Genomic DNA, 23,688 nt, shown 5'->3' with positions numbered 1-23,688 from the left:
TTGTTATACTTGAAGGGTGAAAGTTTATAGTTTTTATGACTTAAACAATCTAAATTTTCAAACTGAAAGGAGTTGAATGGATGAAAATTGCTGTAGTTACAGATAGCACGGCTTACTTAACAAAGGAAGAATATGCCGAATATGGTATTTACGTATTGCCGATGTCTGTTATTTTCGGACAAGAAACTTATCGAGAAGAGATTGATATTACTGCTGAAGAATTTTATGCAAAAGTAAAAAGTTCTCCAGTCTTTCCAACAAGTACACAACCAGCTGTAGGGGAAACATACGAATTATTCCACGAACTTGCAAAAGATTATGACGCTATTATTCCTATTACTATTTCTAGTGGAATTAGTGGAACTTACCAAACATGTGTGGCTGTTGCCGAAGATATGAAAGACGAAATAGCCATTTATCCAATCGATTCAGAGATTAGTTGTGCACCACAAGCGCGTGCAGTAAAACTAGCCGCTATTATGGCGAAATCTAGAGAATATTCACCAGAAGAAATCGTTGAAACGGTTCAACGTTTAGTAGATCGTACGACAGCTTACTTTATCGTTGATGATTTAAGCAACTTGCAACGTGGTGGACGTTTATCAGCAGGGGCTGCTTTAGTCGGTTCTATGTTGAAAATTAAGCCAATCTTGACATTCGTTGATAAGAAAATCGTTCCTTTTGAAAAGATTCGTACACAACAAAAAGCGATGAAACGAATTGAACAATTATTCGCAGACGAAACAGGAACAACTGATGGTGAAGGCTATGAATTAGTCATCATCCATGCAAATGCTCCAGAAGCTGGTGAAGCTTGGAGACAAAAAATGCAAGAGCAATATCCTAAATTACGTACTTCATTATCGTATTTTGGACCTGTAGTAGGAACTCACCTTGGTGAAGGTGCCTTAGGGTTCTCATGGGATATCGTACAAGAAAAGAATTTAGAAAAATAAAGAGTGGGGGAACCCGCTCTTTTTCTTCATGAAACAGAGGGATACAAATGACACTTGTTGTAAAAAAGATGTTAGCAAACACGCTTAAAGAACTAATGAATGAAAAACCGCTGACGAAGATTACTGTACAGGATTTAACGAAGAAATGCGGGATTAGTCGTCAAACGTTTTATAATCATTTCCATGATATTTATGAATTGGTCGAATGGATTTATTTAAATGAGGCGCATATAACGCTTGGTGAGAATATTTCTTATGAGAATTGGCAAGACGCCCTGGAGGCACTCTTCCAATATATGGATGACAATCGCAACTTTGTCCTTAACACGTATCGTTCTGTCAGTAAAGAAAATGTCGAGCGACTCTTGCAACGGGAAGTGGAGCGTTTCTTGACGGATTTGATTTTCAATGAAATTGATGTCAGTGGCGCTGAAGCAGAGCAGGTACAATTCTCGATTGAGTTTTATACGTATGCACTCGTTGGTGTTGGGCTTGATTGGATTAGTCGTCAAATGCCAGGCACGGCTAAAGAACTCGTTGAAAAAATCGAACAAGTCATGATTGGAACGATTGTAGCTCGAATTTCTCAGTAAAAAACTTTACAATTCCATCCCAGTGTCCAAAGTTTGGACATTGGGATTTTTTTGTCTATGGTGCTTTTGATGAAACGGGAGTAGAGTAATGCATGTAAAGAACAAAACCTGATTTTCAGGAAACAGGAGGAATTACTATGTATCATTCAAATGGAAATTACGAAGCATTTGCTCGCCCTAAAAAACCACAAGGCGTTGACCAAAAATCAGCTTACTTAGTTGGTTCAGGACTTGCATCCTTATCAGCCGCTGCTTTCTTAATTAGAGATGGCCAAATGAAAGGAGAAAACATTCATATTTTAGAAGAACTTCCACTTGCAGGAGGAAGCTTAGACGGAATCTTAAACCCAACACGCGGATTCATTATTCGTGGGGGACGTGAAATGGAAGACCACTTCGAATGTTTATGGGATTTATTCAGATCCATCCCTTCTCTAGAAGTCGAAGATGCCTCTGTGTTAGATGAGTTCTACTGGCTTAACAAAGAAGACCCTAACTTCTCAAAATGTCGTGTGATTGAAAACAAAGGACAACGCATTCCAGATGATGGCCAATTCACTTTAAGCGATAAATCAAGCGAAGAAATGGTGAAATTATATATGACCTCTGAATCTGAATTACAAGGGCTAAAAATTACTGATGTATTCAGTGAAGAATTCTTCGAATCAAACTTCTGGACTTACTGGGCTAGTATGTTTGCTTTTGAAAAATGGCATTCAGCCATTGAAATGCGCCGTTACATCTTACGTTTCATTCACCATATCGATGGTTTACCTGACTTATCTGCATTGAAATTTACGAAATACAACCAATACGAATCACTCGTTTTACCACTCGTGAACTACTTGAAAAAACATAATGTTCAATTCGAGTATGATACAGTCGTTAAAAATGTGATTGTTGAACATGTTGGAAGTGACATGATTGCTAAAGAACTTGTGTTAGAAGTAGGTGGCGTTTTAGAAACACGCAATTTAACAGAAAATGATTTAGTATTCGTGACAAACGGAAGTATTACTGCTGCGACAACATACGGGGATAACAACACTCCAGCTCCAATTTCAAAAGAATTAGGTGGATCATGGAGCCTATGGAAAAACTTAGCCAAACAAGATGAACGCTTCGGACATCCAGAAGTATTCTGTGAAAACTTGCCAGACCAAAGCTGGTTCGTTTCAGCCACTACAACTGTAAAAGATAAACGTATCGCTGAATACATTCAAAAAATCTCTAAACGTGATCCTTATGCTGGAAAAGTGGTAACAGGAGGAATCGTAACGGTTCGCGACTCAAACTGGATGATGAGCTACACATTAAACCGTCAACCACACTTCAAAGCCCAAAGTAAAGATGAATTAGTCGTATGGATTTACGGATTATATTCAGGAATCAAAGGAAACTATGTGGAAAAACCAATCGAAGAATGTACAGGGATTGAAATTGCCGAAGAATGGTTATACCACATGGGTGTTCCAGAAGAATTAATTCATGAATTTGCTAGCGAAGGATGCAACACTGTCCCTTGCTACATGCCTTATATCACAAGCTACTTCATGGCTCGTAAAGATGGCGACCGTCCAGACGTTGTTCCAAATGGTTCTAAAAATATTGCCTTCATTGGTAACTTCGCTGAAACTCCACGAGATACAGTGTTTACAACAGAGTATTCTGTTCGTACTGCGATGGAAGCTGTATATACATTGCTTGATGTCGATCGTGGTGTGCCAGAAGTGTTCGCTTCAGCTTACGATTTACGCGTTCTTACAAAATCAACAAACCGTTTGATGGATGGTAAGAAATTAGCCGATGTGAAAGTTCCGTTCTTAGTAAAATTATTTGAAAAACGTGCTGCAAAGAAAATCAAAGGTACGATGATTGAAGAACTTCTCAAAGATTCTAACTTAATCTAATGAGTGAAACCTCTCTAAGTCTATTAGAGAGTTTTTTTCATATCTTTTGTTGAGGTGATAGATATGAATATCGTTAGAACGAAAACAGGAGAATTGATTCATGCCACACAAATTAAAGAAGATGAAGTTTATTTTTGCCCGGAATGCGGGGAAGAAGTAACAAAGAAGGTTTCCAGAAATGGAGTCGTGTTCTTTTCACATATTCCAAAGAAACATAGGCAGGAAGAAACGATCGCGCATCAAGAGGGGAAGCACTTAATACTTGAGAGCTTGAAAAGTCATGGGTTTCATGCAGAACTCGAACCTTATGTAGCGTCTATTGAACAAATTCCAGATATCATTGTGACAGAAAGAGAACATGCGTGGTGTATCGAGTATCAATGCAGTGTAATTCCTACAGAAGAGATAGTGGAACGAACCAGACATTTAGGAGAGGCTGGAATGTCGGTTGACTGGGTTTTAGGAGAGAAGTATGAAACTCAGCATAAACTGACAGACACCTTTAGTTACTTAATGAAGTATCATCCACAACTCGGGAATTTCCTTATTTTCTTTGTGAATGGAGAGATCATCTTTCATACGCAAATCAAGGTGAAGCCTCGCTCGCAGCAGATGACGTTTCAAGTCGTACGCGTGCCGCTTTTATCGTTCTCGTGGAAAAAGTGGAGAAAGATGGTCAAAGATTCACTTCCAGTAAAAGCGCACTTGAAGCCAGATGGGGCGATAGAATGGACACCAAGAGATACGATGCTCTTTAAGAAATTAGCCTCTCCGCTAACGAGGGCCTTTCTCGTGAAATTATATCGATGTAGGCAAACGCTGGAAGATTTTCCCAGCCGTTTCTTGACTTTTCCGATTTATACAGAGACGTTTAAAGTACCCAATCTTGTCTGGAAGGGACATGCGTGGATTCTGTTGGAACAAATGGCCTTTAAGGGAGACGTTGAAATGATGGATTTTGTAAAGCGAGTGGAAGAAGTTTGGCGCCCGCTCATGCGTCCCGTTCCAAATCCCAAAAGCCAGATGGAGGCGTGTCTCTGGGAGCTGTTAGATGAGCTTTTAGCCGACAAGAAAATCAAGCTAGGGTATCCAAAATCAAAAATGAACCGTTTGCAAAAGAAGGGTGATTTTGGTAAAATATTAGTGAGTGTAGAGGGATGAAAAGGCAAATATAGATAATTATGGTAACTGTATATCCAATTATTTAATCCTTTCAACTATAATTGCAAAAGGCATTTATAGACATAATTATTTGATGAAGATTTGTCATCATCCTCCTATCTGGGGCTGTGGAAAAACCATGGCCCCTTCCTAGTTTGCTAGGGCAATATCAGGGCACGTATCGTGCAAGGAAAGGAAGTTTTTCATGAAATATTCAGAAGAAGGTTTACAATATCATATCCATACACGTAAAGGCGATGTAGGTCGTTATGTGATTTTACCAGGAGACCCAAAACGTTGCGCGAAAATCGCAGAGCATTTTGAAGATGCAAAACTGGTGGCTGATAATCGCGAGTACGTGACATACACAGGATACTTGGATGGAGAAAAAGTCAGTGTAACATCAACAGGGATTGGTGGACCATCTGCTGCAATTGCACTTGAAGAGTTAGTACGCAGTGGGGCAGATACTTTTGTTCGTGTTGGGACATGTGGCGGAATTGATATTGACGTAAAAGGTGGCGATATCGTGATTGCGACAGGTGCGATTCGTACAGAAGGAACAACACGTGAGTACGCACCAATCGAATTCCCAGCGATTGCAAACTACGATGTCGTAACAGCGTTGATTAATGCTGGTAAAGGCTTAGGCTACACAACACACGCAGGCGTTGTTCAATGTAAAGATTCATTCTACGGACAACATGAACCACAAGTGATGCCAGTAAGCTATGACTTGCAAAATAAATGGGAAGCTTGGAAACGTCTTGGGGTGAAGGCTTCTGAAATGGAATCTGCAGCGTTGTTTGTAGTAGCAAGCCACTTAGGCGTTCGCGTTGGATCTACTTTCCTAGTAGTAGGAAACCAAGAACGTGAAGCAGCAGGTTTATCAAACCCAATCGTTCACGATACAGAAGCAGCGATTAAAGTAGCAGTTGAAGCACTTCGCAACTTAATTAAAGAAGACCGCGCTAAATAAGAAAGAGGGATTTTATGGAAATTAAAGAGATTTTAAAAACAGTAGACCATACTTTATTATTACCAGCATCTACTTGGAGTGAAATTAAAGAGATTTTGGATGATGCGATGAAATACGAAACAGCGTCAGCATGTATCCCTGCTTCTTTTGTGAAACGTGCCAGCGAATACGTGAATGGTAAATTAGCCATCTGTACCGTTATCGGATTCCCAAACGGCTATAGCACAACAGCGACAAAAGTCTTCGAGACAAAAGATGCCATCCAAAATGGTGCAAGCGAAATCGATATGGTGATTAATATCGGCGATGTGAAAGATGGTCGTTTCGATGTTGTGGAAGATGAAATTCGCCAAATCCATGAAGCATGTAATGGTCATATCTTAAAAGTAATTATCGAAACAGCGCTTCTTACAGAAGAAGAAATCATCAAGATGTGTGAAGTTGTGACGAAAGCAGGAGCTGAATTCATTAAGACTTCAACAGGTTTCTCAACTGCAGGTGCAACATTTGAGCACGTAGCATTGATGAAGAAACACGTTGGCGAAGGCGTTCTTGTGAAGGCTGCAGGCGGAATTTCTAGCATTGAAGATGCTGAAAAATTCATCGAATTAGGAGCAAGTCGTCTTGGAACAAGTCGGATTGTGAAAATCGTGAAGAATCAATCCGTAGAAGAGGGCACCTATTAACCTCGAAAAACCAGATAAAATCTAAATTTCCCAAGTGTTGTCGACCTTGACGGCACTTGGGATTTTGTGTATAATAATATAACGCAATAAGTGTGGATTTTAATCGGTGTGAGGGGTTGAAATATTGTCCAATTCCTTACAAATAAAGGCTTAAAACAAAAGAATTTGCATTTTTCACAAATGACAGCAAACAATTCTTTTGGTTTTTTTTTGTTTAAAAATCGACCGAAATCTTCATTTGTTACGAATTTTTAATAAATGTCATCAAAATGTAACATTTATCAATACTAATTTTATAGGGGTGGAAGAGTTGGCACATCATGATGTGAAATACGGTAGACACCGTGTGCGTAGAAGTTATGCACGAATCAGTGAAGTATTAGAATTACCTAATCTGATTGAAATCCAAACAGATTCTTACCAATGGTTCCTAGATGAAGGTATCCGCGAAATGTTCAAAGATATCTCTCCAATCGAAGACCACACTGGTAACTTGTCATTGGAATTCTTAGATTACGAATTACATGCTCCAAAATATAACATACAAGAAGCTAGAAACCACGACGCAAATTACGCGGCTCCAATTTACGTGAAAATGCGTTTAGTGAACAAAGAAACTGGCGAAGTAAAAGACCAAGAAGTATTCTTCGGTGACTTCCCATTAATGACTGAAATGGGTACATTTATCATTAATGGTGCAGAACGTGTAATTGTATCTCAATTAGTTCGTTCTCCTGGTGCTTATTTCCATGACAGACCTGACAAAAACGGTAAACAATTATATGGTTCAACATTAATTCCTAACCGTGGTGCATGGTTAGAGTACGAAACAGACTCAAAAGACATTTCTTATGTACGTATCGACCGTACTCGTAAAATCCCATTAACGGTATTAGTTCGTGCGTTAGGTTTCGGTTCAGATGACCTTATCCAAGAAATCTTCGGAGATAGCGAAACATTACGTTTAACATTAGATAAAGATGTTCATAAACGTATGGATGAATCTCGTACAGAAGAAGCATTAAAAGATATTTATGACCGTCTACGTCCTGGTGAACCAAAAACAGCTGAAAGTTCACGTAACTTATTAACAGCTCGTTTCTTCGACCCACGCCGCTATGACTTAGCAGCAGTTGGACGTTATAAAGTCAACAAAAAATTAAACCTTAAAACTCGTTTATTACACCAAACAATCGCTGAGAACTTAGTAGATCCTGAAACAGGCGAAATCGTTGTAGAAAAAGGAACTGTTCTTGAACGCGATGTAATGGAAAAAGTAGTAGAAGTACTTGAAAAAGGTGCGAACTTATTTACTTTACATCCATCAGAAGACGGTGTAATCAAAGACCCTGTAACAATTCAAACAGTAGAAGTTTACTCACCAGTTGATCCAGAACGCGTGATTAAAGTGATCGGTAACGGAAACGTTGCTGAAGACGTAAAACACGTAACTGCAAGCGACATTATCGCAACAATCAGCTACTTCTTAAACCTTTACGAAGGAATCGGAACAACAGACGACATCGACCACTTAGGAAACCGTCGTATCCGTTCAGTAGGGGAATTATTACAAAACCAATTCCGTATCGGTTTATCTCGTATGGAACGTGTGGTTCGCGAACGTATGTCTATTCAAGACACTGCAACAGTGACACCACAACAATTAGTAAATATTCGTCCAGTCGTTGCGGCAATTAAAGAGTTCTTCGGATCTTCTCAATTATCACAATTCATGGACCAAACAAACCCATTAGGAGAGTTAACACACAAACGCCGTCTATCAGCGTTAGGACCTGGTGGTTTGACTCGTGACCGTGCCGGATATGAAGTTCGTGACGTTCACTATTCTCACTATGGTCGTATGTGTCCTATCGAAACTCCTGAGGGACCAAACATCGGGTTGATCAACAGCTTATCAACATATGCGAAGATCAACAAATATGGTTTCATCGAAACTCCATACCGTCGTGTAGACTGGAACACTCATAAAGTTACAGATAAGATCGACTACTTAACAGCCGACGAAGAAGATAGCTTCGTAGTAGCGCAAGCAAACTCTCCATTAAATGAAGACGGAAGCTTCGTGAACGATGTTGTTATGGCGCGTTACGTATCTCAAAACTTAGAAGTGCCAGTAGACCGCGTGGACTACATGGACGTTTCTCCAAAACAAGTAGTTGCAGTTGCGACAGCATGTATCCCATTCTTAGAAAACGACGACTCAAACCGTGCGTTGATGGGTGCGAACATGCAACGTCAAGCTGTTCCATTGTTAAATCCAAAAGCACCATTCATCGGTACAGGTATGGAATACGTATCTGCGCATGACTCAGGGGTTGCCTTGTTATGTAAACGTGATGGTGTTGTCGAATTCGTTGATGCTAAAGAAGTACGTGTACGTACAGCTGAGGGCTCATTAGATACTTACCAAATCACTAAGTTCCACGGATCAAACGCGGGTATGTGTTACAACCAACGTCCAATCGTGGCACAAGGGGATAAAGTGGTTAAAGGCGAAATCCTAGCAGACGGACCTTCTATGGAAAAAGGTGAATTAGCATTAGGACAAAACGTTCTAGTAGCGTTCATGACTTGGGAAGGTTACAACTACGAGGATGCGGTTATCATGAGTGAACGTCTAGTAAAAGACGATGTGTATACATCAATCCACATCGACGACTACGATTCAGAAGCTCGTGATACAAAACTTGGACCTGAAGAAATTACTCGTGAAATTCCAAACGTTGGGGAAGACGCATTGAAGAACCTTGACGCTGACGGAATTATCCGTATCGGTGCCGAAGTTAAAGATGGTGACATCTTAGTCGGCAAAGTAACTCCTAAAGGGTTAACAGAACAATCACCAGAAGAACGTTTATTACACGCAATCTTCGGTGAAAAAGCTCGTGAAGTTCGTGACACGTCTCTACGTGTACCTCACGGCGGTGGCGGTATTGTCCGCGATGTACGTGTGTTCACACGTGCAGCAGGTGATGAATTAGCACCTGGCGTAAACAAATTAGTTCGTGTATATATTGTACAAAAACGTAAAATCAATGAAGGGGATAAGATGGCCGGACGTCACGGTAATAAAGGGGTTGTTTCCCGTATTATGCCGGAAGAAGATATGCCATTCTTACCAGATGGAACACCAGTTGACATCATGTTAAACCCATTAGGGGTACCTTCACGTATGAACATCGGACAAGTGTTAGAGTTACACTTAGGGATGGCTGCACGTGAATTAGGTATTTACATCGCAACACCAGTATTCGATGGTGCGCAAGATGAAGACGTATGGGGAACTGTTGCAGAAGCGGGTATGGCTCGTGATGCGAAAACAATTCTATATGATGGACGTACAGGTGAACCATTTGATAACCGTGTGTCAGTAGGGGTTATGTACATGATTAAACTTGCCCACATGGTTGACGACAAACTTCATGCTCGTTCAATTGGACCATACTCACTCGTTACACAACAACCTCTTGGAGGTAAAGCGCAATTTGGTGGACAACGTTTCGGGGAAATGGAAGTATGGGCGCTGGAAGCTTATGGTGCTGCTTATACATTACAAGAAATCCTAACGTACAAATCAGATGACGTTGTTGGTCGTGTGAAGACTTACGAATCAATCGTTAAAGGTCAACAAATTTCACGTCCAGGAGTTCCAGAATCATTCCGCGTATTAGTAAAAGAATTACAAGCTTTAGGTCTTGATATGAAAGTACTTGACGCACAAGATGAAGAAATCAAACTTGAAGATATGGACGAAGACGAAGGAATTCGTTTCAGTGACGTTGAAAGAACAAATGATAGACGTGCTCAATTAGATGAGTATTCTGATCGTGCAGCTGAATTATCAGCAGCAGAAGAAGCAGCTGATACAGCAGAAGAAGATGCAGCCGATGTAGAAGACGTTGAAGACAATTTTGATACTGACGAAGAGTAATAGAACTATTGGAATCGTAGGGCAATTCCAAAAGAAAGGGAGGTAGGCCCCTTGATAGATGTAAATAATTTTGAAAGTATGCAGATTGGGTTAGCTTCTCCGGAGAAAATCCGTGAGTGGTCACATGGTGAAGTTACAAAACCAGAAACAATCAACTACCGTACTTTAAAACCAGAACGCGATGGTTTATTCTGCGAGAAAATCTTTGGTCCAACAAAAGACTTAGAATGTTCTTGTGGTAAATTAAAGAAAATCAACAACAAAGGGAAAGTCTGCGATCGTTGTGGCGTTGAAGTAACGCGCTCAAAAGTTCGTCGTGAACGTATGGGACACATCGAATTAGCAGCTCCAGTATCACACGTGTGGTACTTCAAAGGCATTCCAAGCCGCATGGGACTTGTGTTAGACATGAGTCCACGTGCGTTGGAAGAAGTCATTTATTTTGCAAGCTACGTTGTTATCGACGCTGGCGACACAACATTAATGAACAAACAATTATTAACTGAACGTGAATACCGTGAAAAACGTGCAGAATTCGGAACTCGTTTCCACGCTGCAATGGGTGCGGAAGCCGTTCAAGAGTTATTAAACAATGTTGACTTAGACGCTGAAATCGCTGAATTAAAAGAAGAGTTGAAAACAGCTCAAGGTCAAAAACGTACTCGCGCAATCCGTCGTTTAGACATTTTAGATGCCTTCAAAGAATCAGGAAACAAACCTGGTTGGATGGTAATGGATGTTATTCCAGTTATCCCACCAGATTTACGTCCAATGGTTCAATTAGAAGGTGGACGTTTTGCAACAAGTGACTTGAACGATTTATACCGTCGTGTGATTAACCGTAATAACCGTCTAAAACGTTTATTAGAATTAAACGCACCTCGTATCATCGTTCAAAACGAAAAACGTATGTTACAAGAAGCTGTGGATGCTTTAATCGATAATGGTCGTCGTGGTCGTCCAGTTACTGGACCAGGTAACCGTCCATTGAAATCATTAAGCCACATGCTTAAAGGGAAACAAGGTCGTTTCCGTCAAAACCTACTTGGTAAACGTGTAGACTACTCTGGACGTTCTGTAATCGTAGTAGGACCAAACTTGAAGATGTACCAATGTGGTCTTCCTAAAGAAATGGCGATTGAATTATTCAAACCTTTCGTAATGAAAGAATTAGTTGAACGTGAAATCGCTGGAAACATCAAGAGCGCTAAACGTAAAATTGAACGTTTAGATGACGATATTTGGGGAATCCTTGAAGAAGTAATTCGTGAACACCCAGTTCTATTGAACCGTGCACCTACACTTCACAGATTAGGGATTCAAGCGTTCGAACCAACTCTAGTAGAAGGTCGTGCCATCCGTCTTCACCCATTAGTTTGTGAAGCCTACAATGCCGACTTCGACGGAGACCAAATGGCGGTTCACGTGCCACTATCTCAAGAAGCTCAAGCTGAAGCTCGCTTATTAATGTTAGCGGCTCAAAACATCCTAAACCCTAAAGATGGTAAACCAGTAGTTACACCATCTCAAGACATGGTTTTAGGGAACTATTACTTAACAATGGAACAAGAAGGCCGTGTTGGTGAAGGTATGTTCTTCAAAGACATGGACGAAGCAATCTTGGCTTACAACAATGGATACGTTCATTTACACAGCCGTATTGCGATTCCTGCAAGCTCACTTCCACATAAACCATTTACAGATTGGCAAAAAGAGAGAATGATGGTCACAACAGTTGGTAAATTATTATTCAACGAAATCATGCCAAACGAATTCCCTTACTTAAATGAGCCAACAATGGAAAACCTAGAAGTGGCTACACCAGATAAATACTTCTTAGAAGCAGGGGCAAACATTAAAGAAGAAATCGCAGGACGCGAAATCGTTGCACCATTCAAGAAGAAAAACTTAGGTCAAATCATCGCCGAAGTGTTCAAACGATTCCATATCACTGAAACTTCAATGATGTTAGACCGTATGAAAGACTTAGGATATAAATTCTCAACTCGTGCTGGTTTAACAGTAGGGATTGCAGATATCTCAGTTGCTGACAACAAGAAAGAAATTCTTGAAGAAGCACATAAACAAGTCGACAACATCTCTAAATTATTCCGTCGTGGTTTAATTACAGATGATGAACGTTATGAACGTGTTATCGAAACATGGAACAAAGCGAAAGATGATATCCAAAAAGCATTAATTCGCACATTAGGTTCTCGTAACCCAATCTTCATGATGAGTGATTCTGGAGCCCGTGGTAACATCTCTAACTTTACTCAGCTTGCTGGTATGCGTGGATTGATGGCCGCTCCTAACGGTAAGATCATGGAATTACCGGTTACATCAAACTTCCGTGAAGGGTTAACCGTTATGGAAATGTTCTTGTCTACTCACGGTGCTCGTAAAGGGATGACCGATACGGCCTTGAAGACAGCCGACTCAGGTTACTTAACTCGTCGTTTAGTAGACGTTGCGCAAGATGTAATCATTCGTGAAACAGACTGCGGAAGCGATCGTGGTTTAACAATTACTGCGATTAAAGAAGGAAATGAAGTCATTGAAACACTTGAAGAACGTATGTTAGGACGTTATGCACAACGTTCAGTGAAACATCCTGAAACAGGTGAAGTGTTAGTAGCACGCAATGAAATCATTACTGAAGATATTGCTCGTAAGATTATCGAAGCTGGAATTGAAGAAATTACAATTCGTTCAGCGTTCACATGTGATACAAAACATGGGGTATGTAAATACTGTTATGGACGTAACTTAGCTACAGGTTCAGAAGTTGAAGTTGGGGAAGCAGTTGGTACAATTGCCGCTCAATCAATCGGGGAACCTGGTACACAGTTAACAATGCGTACGTTCCATACCGGTGGGGTTGCCGGAGACGATATTACTCAAGGTTTACCTCGTATCCAAGAAATCTTTGAAGCACGTAATCCTAAAGGGGTTGCGACAATCAGTGAAGTAGCGGGTGAAGTAGTTTCTATCGAAGAAAATGCTGGAAGTCGTACAAAAGAAATTACGATTAAAGGTTCTACAGATACTCGTTCTTATACAGTTCCATTTACAGCTCGTCTAAAAGTGGAAGAAGGACAAATCATCGATCGTGGTGCTCCATTAACAGAAGGTTCTATCGATCCTAAAGAATTATTACGTGTTCGTGACGTATTATCAGTTGAAAACTACTTATTACGTGAAGTACAAAAAGTATACCGTATGCAAGGGGTAGAAATCGGCGATAAACACGTTGAGGTAATGGTTCGTCAAATGTTACGTAAAGTTCGCGTAATGGATCCAGGTTCAACTGAAATCCTTCCAGGAACATTACTTGATATTGCAGACTTTACAGAACGTAACCGCTCTGCAATCATGAACGGTGAAGTACCTGCGACAGCTCGTCCTGTATTATTAGGTATTACAAAAGCTTCATTAGAAACAAACAGCTTCTTGTCTGCTGCATCATTCCAAGAAACAACTCGTGTCTTGACAGATGCTTCTATCCGCGGCAAGAAAGACCACTTACTAGGATTGAAAGAAAATGTTATCATCGGTAAGATCATCCCTGCTGGTACAGGTATGGCTCGTTACCGCAATATGGAAACAAGTACTTCAGAACCAGTATTACCAGTGGAACAAACTGAAGTTGTAGTTGTTGAAACAACACCTTCTGAAGAAGACACAAATGAATAATCTGTGACTTTCAGGCACCCTGTAGCGAAAGCTACGGGGTGTTTTTTTTCTTGGGAACTTCATAAAATATTCTCTTAGAATCAATGAGTCCGCGGTATAATAGGCGAAACTTAAGAGGTGAAGTAGTTTGGGAATTTGAAATGCTTGTTAATGGACAACAAGTGAACGTTAAGATTTCAAACGACACAGGAAAAATTACTGAAATCAATCGCTAATTAAATATTGTTTATAAGATACTCCGTCAAGGATTGTTCACTCAATGCTTGAGGGGGTATTTTTATGCTTAAAATTACAAGAAAGAGCCCGAAAATAAATTAAGAAAAGTTTAAGAATTTTGAAAAGTTGAAAAAATTCAACACTAAAAAAACGAATTAATTCATTGAATAGTGGGAAAAATGAGTCACAAGTGGAATTAAATCATTTAAAAACATCAAATATATAATATTTTAAATAAAAACTAAAACCGCTATCAAATTTATGTAAAAGGTAGTATAATATAAATGAATAAAAGAAAGATTGGGGTAGTGTATATGAGTCAGGAATTGTACCAAAGTATACCGTTGCTATTTAAGCTCGTAAAAAAGCAAACAGAACTCAAAAATGCTGCCTTTGCTTTTCAAAATAAACGAGGAGCAGTGAAGTTTTTCTTTTTAATTGAACGTGATGAACAGCAAGATTTACGTTTATTATTCTTCAAAAACGAAGAAGAACTTGTTCGTTATCGACTCTCAGAACGTCTGGTAACCATGTCGGATGAGGTGGTCGGAGAGGAACGGACCGAAGCGTTTTGGTTTAGAAAAGGCATCGAAATTCAGTTTTCAAAACGTGCGGATTTTGATGAAGAGGAAATCGAATACTTGAAGCAAAAAGGGTATCCTGTGAAAGGTGCCAGAGAATTGCCAATGATTTCGAGTTTCAATGAACCGTTTGATCTATTCGCAGACTTAAAGAAGTCAGAAGTTCAGTTTGTGCTACGTGTGAGTGATATTCTCTTGCAAGAAGGCAATTGGAAGGAGCTCTTGAAGGCTGCTAGTATTCTCGACCAAGAAGACGCGGATTGCTATGCTGTTCTCGAATATAATCAAAAAACAAAGGCTGTGAAGTCGCTAGATATTACGCGTAAGGAAATCAGTTTCGATCAGATTGCAGAATTGAAGCCGTTCTTCCAAGTAAAACCTGAACCCGTTGCAGTCAGTGATTTCTCGCTTTTACGTGCAAAAAAGGCGATTCAAGGAATCTTCCCGGAAACTTTTGAAATCCAGTTGACATTGTCGCCAATTGCGGCCATGGGATTTTATAAAACAGGTGCGTTTATGCTGGCGATGGCCGATGAACGTGAAATCATCTTCCTACAAGAAACAGATTTAGAGACAAAAATGATTCAGAATTATATTTTAGAACTCATCATGATGATGGGGGCTGTGCCGCTTCGCTTTATTACAAGTGGACCATTTGCCATGAGGCTCTCGAATATGGTCGATCAGCTCTTAAAACGACTAGGAACGGATATTGTTATATTGGATGAACTGCCAACGATGAACCGTTATTCAAGCCTTGCGAAAATGGATCTTCTATTATCGCAAAATGATATTGATAATCTTCTCTTTTAAGTGAAACGTTGAGACCCGTGCCCTTAACGTTTCCGCTAGTGTAGGAATTGGAAGGGGGAGAAGCTAAATACTCTCACAGCTTCTCTGTCCATCCATCCTCGAATATAAAACATAAGAAACAGAGGTCTATTCGAATGAATAGACCTCTGTTTTTACCCAACTGGATATTCTGTATACATTTCTCCAAGGCTCTCAAACGCCACTTGATTTTGTAAGAGTTCAATGATGGCTTCTTTGAAAGCTTCGACCTCTTGAACAGGGAGGCTGCAGGTGAATTGAACATTATTGAGGAAGACTTTATCGACAATGGGAATATTTTGCGTCTGGCAATAATATTCCACTTTTCCGACATGTGCATAATCAAAGGTTAGGGCAAGTTGATCTTCGAGTCGGCATTCGACGATTCCGATGGCTTTCAACCCTTCGCTGACAGCCCCAGAATACGCACGAACAAGTCCTCCAGCGCCAAGCTTTGTTCCACCAAAGTAACGCGTCACTACAACCGCGACATCCTTTAATTCATTTTTCTTGAGTACTTCTAGCATTGGAACACCTGCGGTACCACTTGGCTCACCGTCATCCATCGCACGCTGCACTTGGTCGTTTTCCCCAATGAGAAAAGCAGAGCAGTTATGCGTTGCTTTCCAATGTTCTTTTTTGATAGCTTGGATAAATTCTAGCGCCTGTTCTTCATCCGTTACTCGCTGAAAATGCGCAATAAAACGAGACCCCTTAATCTCGATTTCATTCGTTCCAGCCTCTTTTATCGTTTTATATCTCTCTAACATTCTTTCCCCTCACTTTGGTATTAGTATAGCATAAATTTTCTTTTTTCGTTTAAGTGTCAAAAATAGAGAATTTATACGAATAAAAGTGTTTTTTTTCACAAGTTTGTATTGTTGAATATAAATAAGAGGAGTATAATGAAAGCGGAAACAAGGTTGCTTTTAAAAGATAAAGATATGGGTGGTGAAAAAAATGATATTTTATAAAAATAAATGGTCAATGTTTTCAATCATTTTCTATTGGATACTTTCCATCATTATGATTCTAAACTATATTCATTATCATCTGTCTACGGGACATTTTGGAGGAGCAGAGGGAGGAATACCACTGTTTTATGAAATTATATTCAGCTCCATTCAGATATTGGACGCTGTATATGGTTTTGTGGCATTCATGATTCCACCTTTATTCTTTTCACATGAATGTATCAGACAAAGGATAACACATTATGACTATCTACAGTATGTAAGATTACAACATAAAAAAACATTCTTTTCATCACTTCTATTAAGACAATTTAAAACGAATTTTATCATAATCTATTTTGTTTTCTTTGGAAAAATGTTGCTTCAAGCCATCATGGTTCATATTTTCTATTCTCCTTTTATCTTCGAGGAGAGTAGTTCATATTTGACGTGGTCCTTTACTATCAACTTTTCAACCAATAGTTTTGTTAATTTAATCTGTACGATAGTCATGATCCCTTTAGGATACGCCATTTTCTATTCATTTGTTTTTTCAGTTGGATTGTTCCTAAAACGATATATCATTTATTTATGCAGTGGATTATTATTAGCGATTTTATCACTTTTATTAGCAATGGTTATAGGTGGAATTTCCCCGATTATTGGATACTCAATTTGTATACTTTCGCTCATTCAACCAGGAATGTACACATTATTAGGAGAAACTATTTCTAAATCAGCCTGGGTTGTTTTTGTATATCCTACGATATTTTATAGTCTTTTGACGATTCTTCTATTAATTATCAGAAGAAAGATGGATTTGAAGGAGGGGTATTAATGGATGAACTCCTCAAAGGCAAAAGACAACAATGGGTGTATGGATTATCGATTATTTCAGGAATCTCTTTTGTTTTAAAAGGGCAAATTTTCGGTAACTTAATATTAGACTTATTATCCTCTCGTTTTACAGCGTACTTTTCAGACACCGTATTATTAGTTTTACTAGGGGTTGTCATTTGGAGACGGCATCATATTCGTTTTCTTCTCATTCAAAGAATTGGAGAGAAAAAGTATCAATTCTATCAATTGGTAACGGTGTTAGTTTCAATTGTTTGCTATTTTGTCGCTCAATTTTCCTTAGCGTTACTATTTCAAATGAGGAATGGGCAAGCATTTACAAAAGCGATGCTGATATTTGGTCTATTAAAAAGCGTGTATTTAATTTGCTCGGGATTAATCATTTATACGATTTCTATTGGGTGTAATAGAAATATGGCTATTATTGGTTCTATCCTATTTTCATTAACATCTTATTTTACGATATTGTTTCTATTACCAGTGTGAAGGGGAGGTACTCATGTTAGAACTAAAAAATGTATCCAAAAAATTTGGGTTTCAAGTGATTTTAGAAGACGTCGATTTCAAAATTGAACAAGGAGAGCTTATTCATATTGTAGGATCTAATGGATGCGGAAAGTCTACTTTATTTAAACTTTTTTGTGATATTTTGGAGCCGGATAAAGGTGAAATTGTTGTAGATAGTGATGTACGAATTGGAGCTTTGATTGAGAATCCAGCGTTCATGGAAGAAAGTAGTTTAAAAACGAATCTTAAATTTTTAGCCTCTATCAATAAAAATTACAATGAATCGAAAATAAGAGAATTAGTGAATAATTTCGATTTAGATTTTGATAGTAAAGTTCACGTGAAAAAATACTCCGTTGGAATGCGTCAGAAAATGGGGATTATTCAAGCTGTGATGGAGGATCAAAATTTAATTTTATTAGACGAGCCTACTCGAGGTCTAGATAAAAAATCACTAGATCAGTTTCATCAATTAGTTCAACAGCTTCATGAAGAGGGGAAATCGATTGTGATTGCTGCTCATGATAATTTGGCCGAATTACGTTTTGATAAGGAATATTTGATGGAAGAAGGGAAGCTGATTCTTAAATGAAACAGTTATTTCCCATTCGAGAGTGGCTTCTCTACATTTTTGGTTTGTTAATAGTATGGAATTTATATCATCCATTACCGTCATTTTATATCGAGGCACACTTCAGTTTTATACCCGTTACCTTTCTTTTTGGCCATCTTTTAAGTATTTTCTTAATGGTAATGGAAGTTCTTATTTTGATGTATTTTATTAATGAGTATGAAAGTATGCGACTTTTAATACTGGTTCGAAGCAGAAGTCGAGTGTTTATAGGGCGAATATTAGTGAGGCTGATATGGCCATCTGTATTTTTAATGTTCTGTATTAAGGCAATTTTACTTTTCGAAATCGGAGGGGTTCATCCCCTTGTATTAGGTTCGTTACCCATTCTGTTTTCAGGGATGACTCTACTAGCAATATTCATTCAAGACTCTAAAAAAATATTATTTTTAAGCCTGATTTTAGCCGCACTTATTAGACTAGGATGCTTTTACTTAATTGGGTAAGCAGGAGGATATCTCCTGCTTTTTTTTAATGGTCAAATATGGTAGTATAGAAAGGCAGTATATGACTGGAGGAGTAGGTATGATTCAAGTAACATTAATCATTCGAATCACATTGGTTCTTGCTTTTATCATGCTAAGCTATTGGGCGTTGCAAGGCATTCAAATCGAGAAGATTCTCAGGAAAGGCCGCGTTCAAGAAGCCCGTATCCTCTTTTTACTCATCGCTATTTGGATGGGTTCTAGTATAGCTAAAGTCATATTCGATTTATCAGATTATTTAAATCAGTACATTCAATTGATATTACAGTAGATGGATAGAGAGTTTTTGGAGGTTATTTAATGGATAAGATGATCGTGCGCGGTGGCGATACACGTCTTCAGGGAACAGTAAAAGTAGAAGGAGCTAAAAACGCGGTATTACCGATTTTAGCAGCAAGTATTTTAGCAGATAAAGGCGTTACTCATTTAACAAATGTACCGAACTTATCAGACGTACATATGATGTTAAACGTATTAGGGAGCTTAAACGTCTTAAGTACATTTGACGAAGAAGAAAAGGCAATTACTTTAAATGCCACAAAAGATATTACAACGACTGCAGCATTTGAATACGTAAGTAAAATGCGTGCGTCAATCGTTGTAATGGGACCATTATTAGCACGTTTTGGACATGCACGTGTTGCGATGCCTGGTGGATGTGCTATCGGAAGTCGTCCAATCGACCTTCACTTAAAAGGGTTCGAAGCAATGGGTGCGACAATCGTTCAAACAGAAGGTTATATCGAAGCGCATGCGGAAGAACTTCACGGAGCTCGTATTTACTTAGATTTCCCATCTGTAGGAGCTACTCAAAACATTATGATGGCTGCGACTTTAGCAAAAGGAACAACATACCTTGAAAACGTAGCGCGTGAACCAGAAATCGTCGACCTAGCAAATATCTTAAATAAGATGGGTGCGAAAATTGTCGGTGCCGGAACAGAAAACATGCGTATTGAAGGGGTAGAACGTTTGGACGGAACGATTCACTCTATTATCCCAGACCGTATCGAAGCGGGTACATTCATGGTAGCGGCTGCCGTTACAAAAGGCGATGTGTTTATCGAAGATGCAATTGCAGAACATAACCAACCATTAATTTCTAAATTAGGCGAAATGGGTGTTCAATTTATCGAAGAAGAAGACGGAATCCGTGTCATCGGTCCAGATGAGTTGAAACCAACTGACGTGAAAACTTTACCTCACCCAGGTTTCCCAACAGATATGCAAGCGCAAATGACGATTGCACAATTATTAGCAACTGGTACAAGCACAATGACGGAAACAGTGTTCGAGAACCGTTTCAACCACTTAGAAGAAATGCGTCGTATGGGTGCGCAATTCCGTATTGACTCACATACAGCTGTGATGAGTGGTGCATCAGTATTATCAGGAGCTGAAGTACGTGCTACAGACTTACGTGCTGCGGCAGCGTTAATCATCGCTGGAATGGTTGCAAAAGGATATACACGTGTAACAGACTTACAATTCTTAGACCGTGGATATTATGAGTTCCATCAAAAATTACGTGCATTAGGCGCAACGATTGAACGTGTGGACGAACCAGACGGACAAGCATTTACTCACGAAGACTTAGAACGTTTATTCGCAGTTTAAAAAATTAAAGAGACAGTGCACGAGAAACCGTAAATGATTCCTATGAATCCTTACAGATATCTTCATCATTACGGTAACGTTGCACCGGTTCGAGCCTTAAAAGTCTCTCACCTTTAAATCCTCAAAAAGGGCGTACGGAATATAATTCCTACGCCCTTTAATTCGTTTTAATGCGAAGTCACGTTACTGTAATGATAGAATCTGTAAGTTTCTAGTCATCATTTACGTTTGCAACTGCCCTTTAATTTTTTTGCGAATAATCTTTAAATCTTCTTGCTCCAATAATAAAAACACGCAATATAAGTTTTAACCAATATAAGGTATACCTTATATTGATAAAAATAAGTTGGTATTTTACGTAAGTTTTTTTAGGGGAAATAGAAGGTGATGGTATCGTTTAATTTTTCGTAAAGGTGTGCAGTTTTTATGTGGTTTTAAAGGGTTTTATGGTACAGTATAATAGACTCAATTTAAAAGGAGGATTGTAATGAACGAAGAATTTAACAATCAGAATCATGACGAAGAAAATTTCGATGTCGAACAAGACACTGAACTCGAGCATCGTCATACTGAAGAACCAAAAAAACAATCCATTATAAAGAGTATTTGGAATCATAAAATCATGATGGCGATTCGTCGCTTTTGGAGAAAATTTCATGTAACAAAGCTACTTCTAGCGATGATGCTAACGGTAGTCACACTATTTACGGGATTTTTAGTTTATTCCGCAAAGACAACCGATGTGAGTGGATTACGTGCTGGGATGGTCCAAGTGACGGAAGTATATGACCGCAATAACCAAGAAGCTGGCGTACTGAATATCAATAAAGGGGAATTTCTAACCATAGACCAGATTTCTCCGAATATGATTAACGCGCTTGTTTCCACAGAGGATAAACGTTTCTATGACCATCATGGATTCGATCCGATGGGACTACTACGTGCGACATTTGGCCTTTTAGTAAATCGTGGCCGAGTGACGGGTGGAGGAAGTACCATTACGCAACAATTAGCCAAGAATGCGTTCTTAACTCAGGAACAATCGTTTATGCGAAAAGCGAAGGAACTCTTCTTGAGTTTCGAGTTGGAGAAGAAATATTCCAAAGACCAAATTTTGGAGATGTATTTGAATAATGCCTATTTCGGAAATGGGGCGTACGGAATTGAAAATGCGTCGCTTCGTTATTTCGGAAAGAGTGCAAAGGATTTAACCATCAGTGAAGCGGCTGTTCTTACAGGAAGCTTAAAGGCACCAAATGTGTATAATCCAATTGACGATATGGAATCGACGGTGAAACGTCGTGCGACTGTCTTACAGTTGATGGTTGATAATGGCAAAATCACGCAAGAAGAAGCCGATAAAGCAGCAGCTGAAGTGATTACCGTGACCGATACGTATGAAGCGAATGCCCGTTATAAATATCCATATTATTTCGATGCGGTAATTAATGAAATTACAACGAAATACGGAATCAGTGAAGAAGACTTGCTGAACAAAGGTTACAAAATCTACACAGGGCTAGACCAAAATATGCAAGCGGATATGGAAGAAACCTTCTCAAACAGTTGGTTATTCCCGAAAGCTAGTGACGGCACGATTGCCCAAGCAGCTTCAATTGCCATGAATCCGGAAACTGGAGATGTCCTTGCGACAGTGGGTGGACGTACTAACGAGAAACACACTTTCCGTGGATTTAACCGTGCAACACAGCTTCAGGCGCAACCAGGGTCAACATTCAAACCATTAGCCGTATATACTCCGGCTCTTGAAGAAGGATATCAACCTAATTCTGTTCTAGTGGACGAGAAACGTTCGTATGGTTCAGATAAATATACGCCTGAGAACTGGAATAAACAGTATCAAGGAACTGTGACGATGACGGAAGCCTTGAACCACAGTTGGAATGCTCCTGCTGTATGGTTACTCGATAAAATCGGATTGAAGAAAGGAATCGAGAAGGTTCATCAGTTTGGAATCGAAACAGACCCAGGAGACGAGTACTTAGGGATTGCCCTTGGAGGACTTACCAAAGGGGTTTCTCCAGAGCAAATGGCCTCTGCCTATACAGCCTTTGCCAATAAAGGCGTTCGTGTGCAACCGCGTTTTGTGACAAAAATTGTGGACGCAAATGGGAAAGTCGTTGTAGATAACACAGCCGTGAAGGAAAACCGTGTAACAACGGAAGAAGTCGCTAAGAAGATGACAAGTATGCTGTTAACCGTGTACGGTTCAGAAGGTCTTGGCGCACCATTTTCACCAGCTGGTAAGACGATTGCCGGTAAAACAGGGACAACGGAAGCTATCAATAATGACAATGGTTCTCGTGACCAATGGATGATTGGATATACACCAGACGTTGTTGTCGCAACTTGGATGGGATATGACCAATCAGGAAATTACTCTTTATCAGCTTCTAGCCGTGAAGGAGTAGGGCCGCTCTTTAAACTAGAGATGGAAGGGTTGCTTCAATTCACCGCGAATACTCCATTTAATGTAGAAGCCGTGAAGACAAAACAAAATAATCAAAACAACAATACGAATAACGGTGTCGATCAATTTATCAAAGACGCTCAAAAAGCTGGCGAACAAGTTTGGAATCAAATCCAAGAATGGGGTAAAAACCTCTGGGATAAATTCAAGAATAGATAATGCGAACGTACGTACGTATTAATAGTTTAGCCATATAAATTATGGTATAATAAAAGAGTATTTTAAGGAGGAAGAAATATGAGTAATATTTATGATACAGCCAATCAATTAGAACGCGACTTACGCGAATTACAAGAATTCAAAACAGTAAAGGAAAGCTTCGAAGCGATTTATGCTGACGAAACAGCAAGAGCTTTATTTGAAGAATTCCGTACAGTGAATGTCGAGTTACAACAAAAACAATTCTCAGGACAAGAAATCACTGAAGAAGATATTCAAAAAGCACAAGAATTAGGACAAAAAGTGTCTGAAAATGAGCATATTAAAGCATTAATGGAAGCTGAGCAACGTTTGAATACAATTATGCAAGATATCAACCGTATCATCACAAATCCATTACAAGAGCTTTATAGCGCAAAATAATCA

16 protein-coding genes are annotated in these 23,688 nt (G+C 39.3%); 15 read left to right on the top strand and 1 reads right to left on the bottom strand.

Features of this window, described 5'->3' with window-relative positions; genetic code table 11:
* Positions 1-80 precede the first annotated feature (80 nt).
* The 9 genes from O3793_RS03505 to O3793_RS03465 all read left to right on the top strand — a co-directional run bounded on the left by O3793_RS03505 (position 81) and on the right by O3793_RS03465 (position 15,543).
* Positions 81-956, top strand: a complete 876-nt coding sequence (locus O3793_RS03505; protein ID WP_371445692.1) for a DegV family protein — start codon at positions 81-83, stop codon at positions 954-956.
* A gap of 47 nt (positions 957-1,003) precedes the next feature.
* On the top strand, positions 1,004-1,549 hold the full coding sequence (locus O3793_RS03500) for a TetR/AcrR family transcriptional regulator C-terminal domain-containing protein (RefSeq protein ID WP_371445691.1): 546 nt from the start codon (positions 1,004-1,006) through the stop codon (positions 1,547-1,549).
* Between the two features lie 137 nt (positions 1,550-1,686).
* Positions 1,687-3,459: an oleate hydratase gene (locus tag O3793_RS03495; RefSeq protein WP_371445690.1), complete on the top strand. Its 1,773-nt coding sequence runs from the start codon at positions 1,687-1,689 to the stop codon at positions 3,457-3,459.
* Between the two features lie 63 nt (positions 3,460-3,522).
* Positions 3,523-4,620 carry a competence protein CoiA gene (locus tag O3793_RS03490; protein ID WP_371445689.1) on the top strand — a complete coding sequence of 366 codons (1,098 nt, stop codon included), beginning with the start codon at positions 3,523-3,525 and terminating at the stop codon, positions 4,618-4,620.
* Between the two features lie 205 nt (positions 4,621-4,825).
* Entirely contained in the window at positions 4,826-5,599 is a 774-nt protein-coding gene (udp, locus tag O3793_RS03485; protein ID WP_371445687.1) for a uridine phosphorylase, read from the top strand.
* A 14-nt stretch (positions 5,600-5,613) separates the two neighbouring features.
* Positions 5,614-6,285, top strand: coding sequence for a deoxyribose-phosphate aldolase (gene deoC / locus O3793_RS03480; protein WP_371445686.1), 672 nt, complete (start codon positions 5,614-5,616; stop codon positions 6,283-6,285).
* Between the two features lie 310 nt (positions 6,286-6,595).
* Complete coding sequence (rpoB, locus tag O3793_RS03475; RefSeq protein WP_371445684.1) at positions 6,596-10,237, top strand: DNA-directed RNA polymerase subunit beta; 3,642 nt, start codon at positions 6,596-6,598, stop codon at positions 10,235-10,237.
* Between the two features lie 51 nt (positions 10,238-10,288).
* On the top strand, positions 10,289-13,933 hold the full coding sequence (gene rpoC, locus O3793_RS03470; protein ID WP_371445682.1) for a DNA-directed RNA polymerase subunit beta': 3,645 nt from the start codon (positions 10,289-10,291) through the stop codon (positions 13,931-13,933).
* A 530-nt stretch (positions 13,934-14,463) separates the two neighbouring features.
* The gene (locus tag O3793_RS03465) at positions 14,464-15,543 is read left to right on the top strand and encodes a hypothetical protein (protein WP_371445680.1); all 1,080 of its coding nucleotides are present in this window, start codon (positions 14,464-14,466) and stop codon (positions 15,541-15,543) included.
* A gap of 152 nt (positions 15,544-15,695) precedes the next feature.
* Here O3793_RS03465 and O3793_RS03460 read toward each other — a convergent pair whose 3' ends face one another.
* The gene (locus tag O3793_RS03460) at positions 15,696-16,331 is read right to left on the bottom strand and encodes a YigZ family protein (RefSeq protein WP_371445679.1); all 636 of its coding nucleotides are present in this window, start codon (positions 16,329-16,331) and stop codon (positions 15,696-15,698) included.
* 1,020 nt (positions 16,332-17,351) lie between these two features.
* Between O3793_RS03460 and O3793_RS03455 the strand changes: the two genes are divergently transcribed.
* The 6 genes from O3793_RS03455 to O3793_RS03430 all read left to right on the top strand — a co-directional run bounded on the left by O3793_RS03455 (position 17,352) and on the right by O3793_RS03430 (position 23,685).
* A complete protein-coding gene (locus tag O3793_RS03455; protein ID WP_371445677.1) occupies positions 17,352-17,858 on the top strand; it encodes a hypothetical protein in 507 nt (168 codons plus the stop codon).
* A 13-nt stretch (positions 17,859-17,871) separates the two neighbouring features.
* On the top strand, positions 17,872-18,471 hold the full coding sequence (locus O3793_RS03450) for an ATP-binding cassette domain-containing protein (protein WP_371445675.1): 600 nt from the start codon (positions 17,872-17,874) through the stop codon (positions 18,469-18,471).
* A 564-nt stretch (positions 18,472-19,035) separates the two neighbouring features.
* A complete protein-coding gene (locus O3793_RS03445; RefSeq protein WP_371445673.1) occupies positions 19,036-19,266 on the top strand; it encodes a DUF1146 family protein in 231 nt (76 codons plus the stop codon).
* Positions 19,267-19,295: 29 nt separating this feature from the next.
* Positions 19,296-20,612 carry a UDP-N-acetylglucosamine 1-carboxyvinyltransferase gene (gene murA, locus O3793_RS03440; protein ID WP_371445671.1) on the top strand — a complete coding sequence of 439 codons (1,317 nt, stop codon included), beginning with the start codon at positions 19,296-19,298 and terminating at the stop codon, positions 20,610-20,612.
* A 487-nt stretch (positions 20,613-21,099) separates the two neighbouring features.
* On the top strand, positions 21,100-23,262 hold the full coding sequence (locus O3793_RS03435; protein ID WP_371445669.1) for a transglycosylase domain-containing protein: 2,163 nt from the start codon (positions 21,100-21,102) through the stop codon (positions 23,260-23,262).
* Positions 23,263-23,340: 78 nt separating this feature from the next.
* On the top strand, positions 23,341-23,685 hold the full coding sequence (locus tag O3793_RS03430; RefSeq protein ID WP_371445667.1) for a YlbF family regulator: 345 nt from the start codon (positions 23,341-23,343) through the stop codon (positions 23,683-23,685).
* Positions 23,686-23,688: the final 3 nt, after the last annotated feature.

Origin of the sequence: Granulicatella sp. 20925_1_28, from assembly GCF_041433575.1 — a bacterium.
GTDB lineage: Bacteria > Bacillota > Bacilli > Lactobacillales > Aerococcaceae > Granulicatella.
This window is presented reverse-complemented; position numbering and strand designations above follow the sequence as displayed.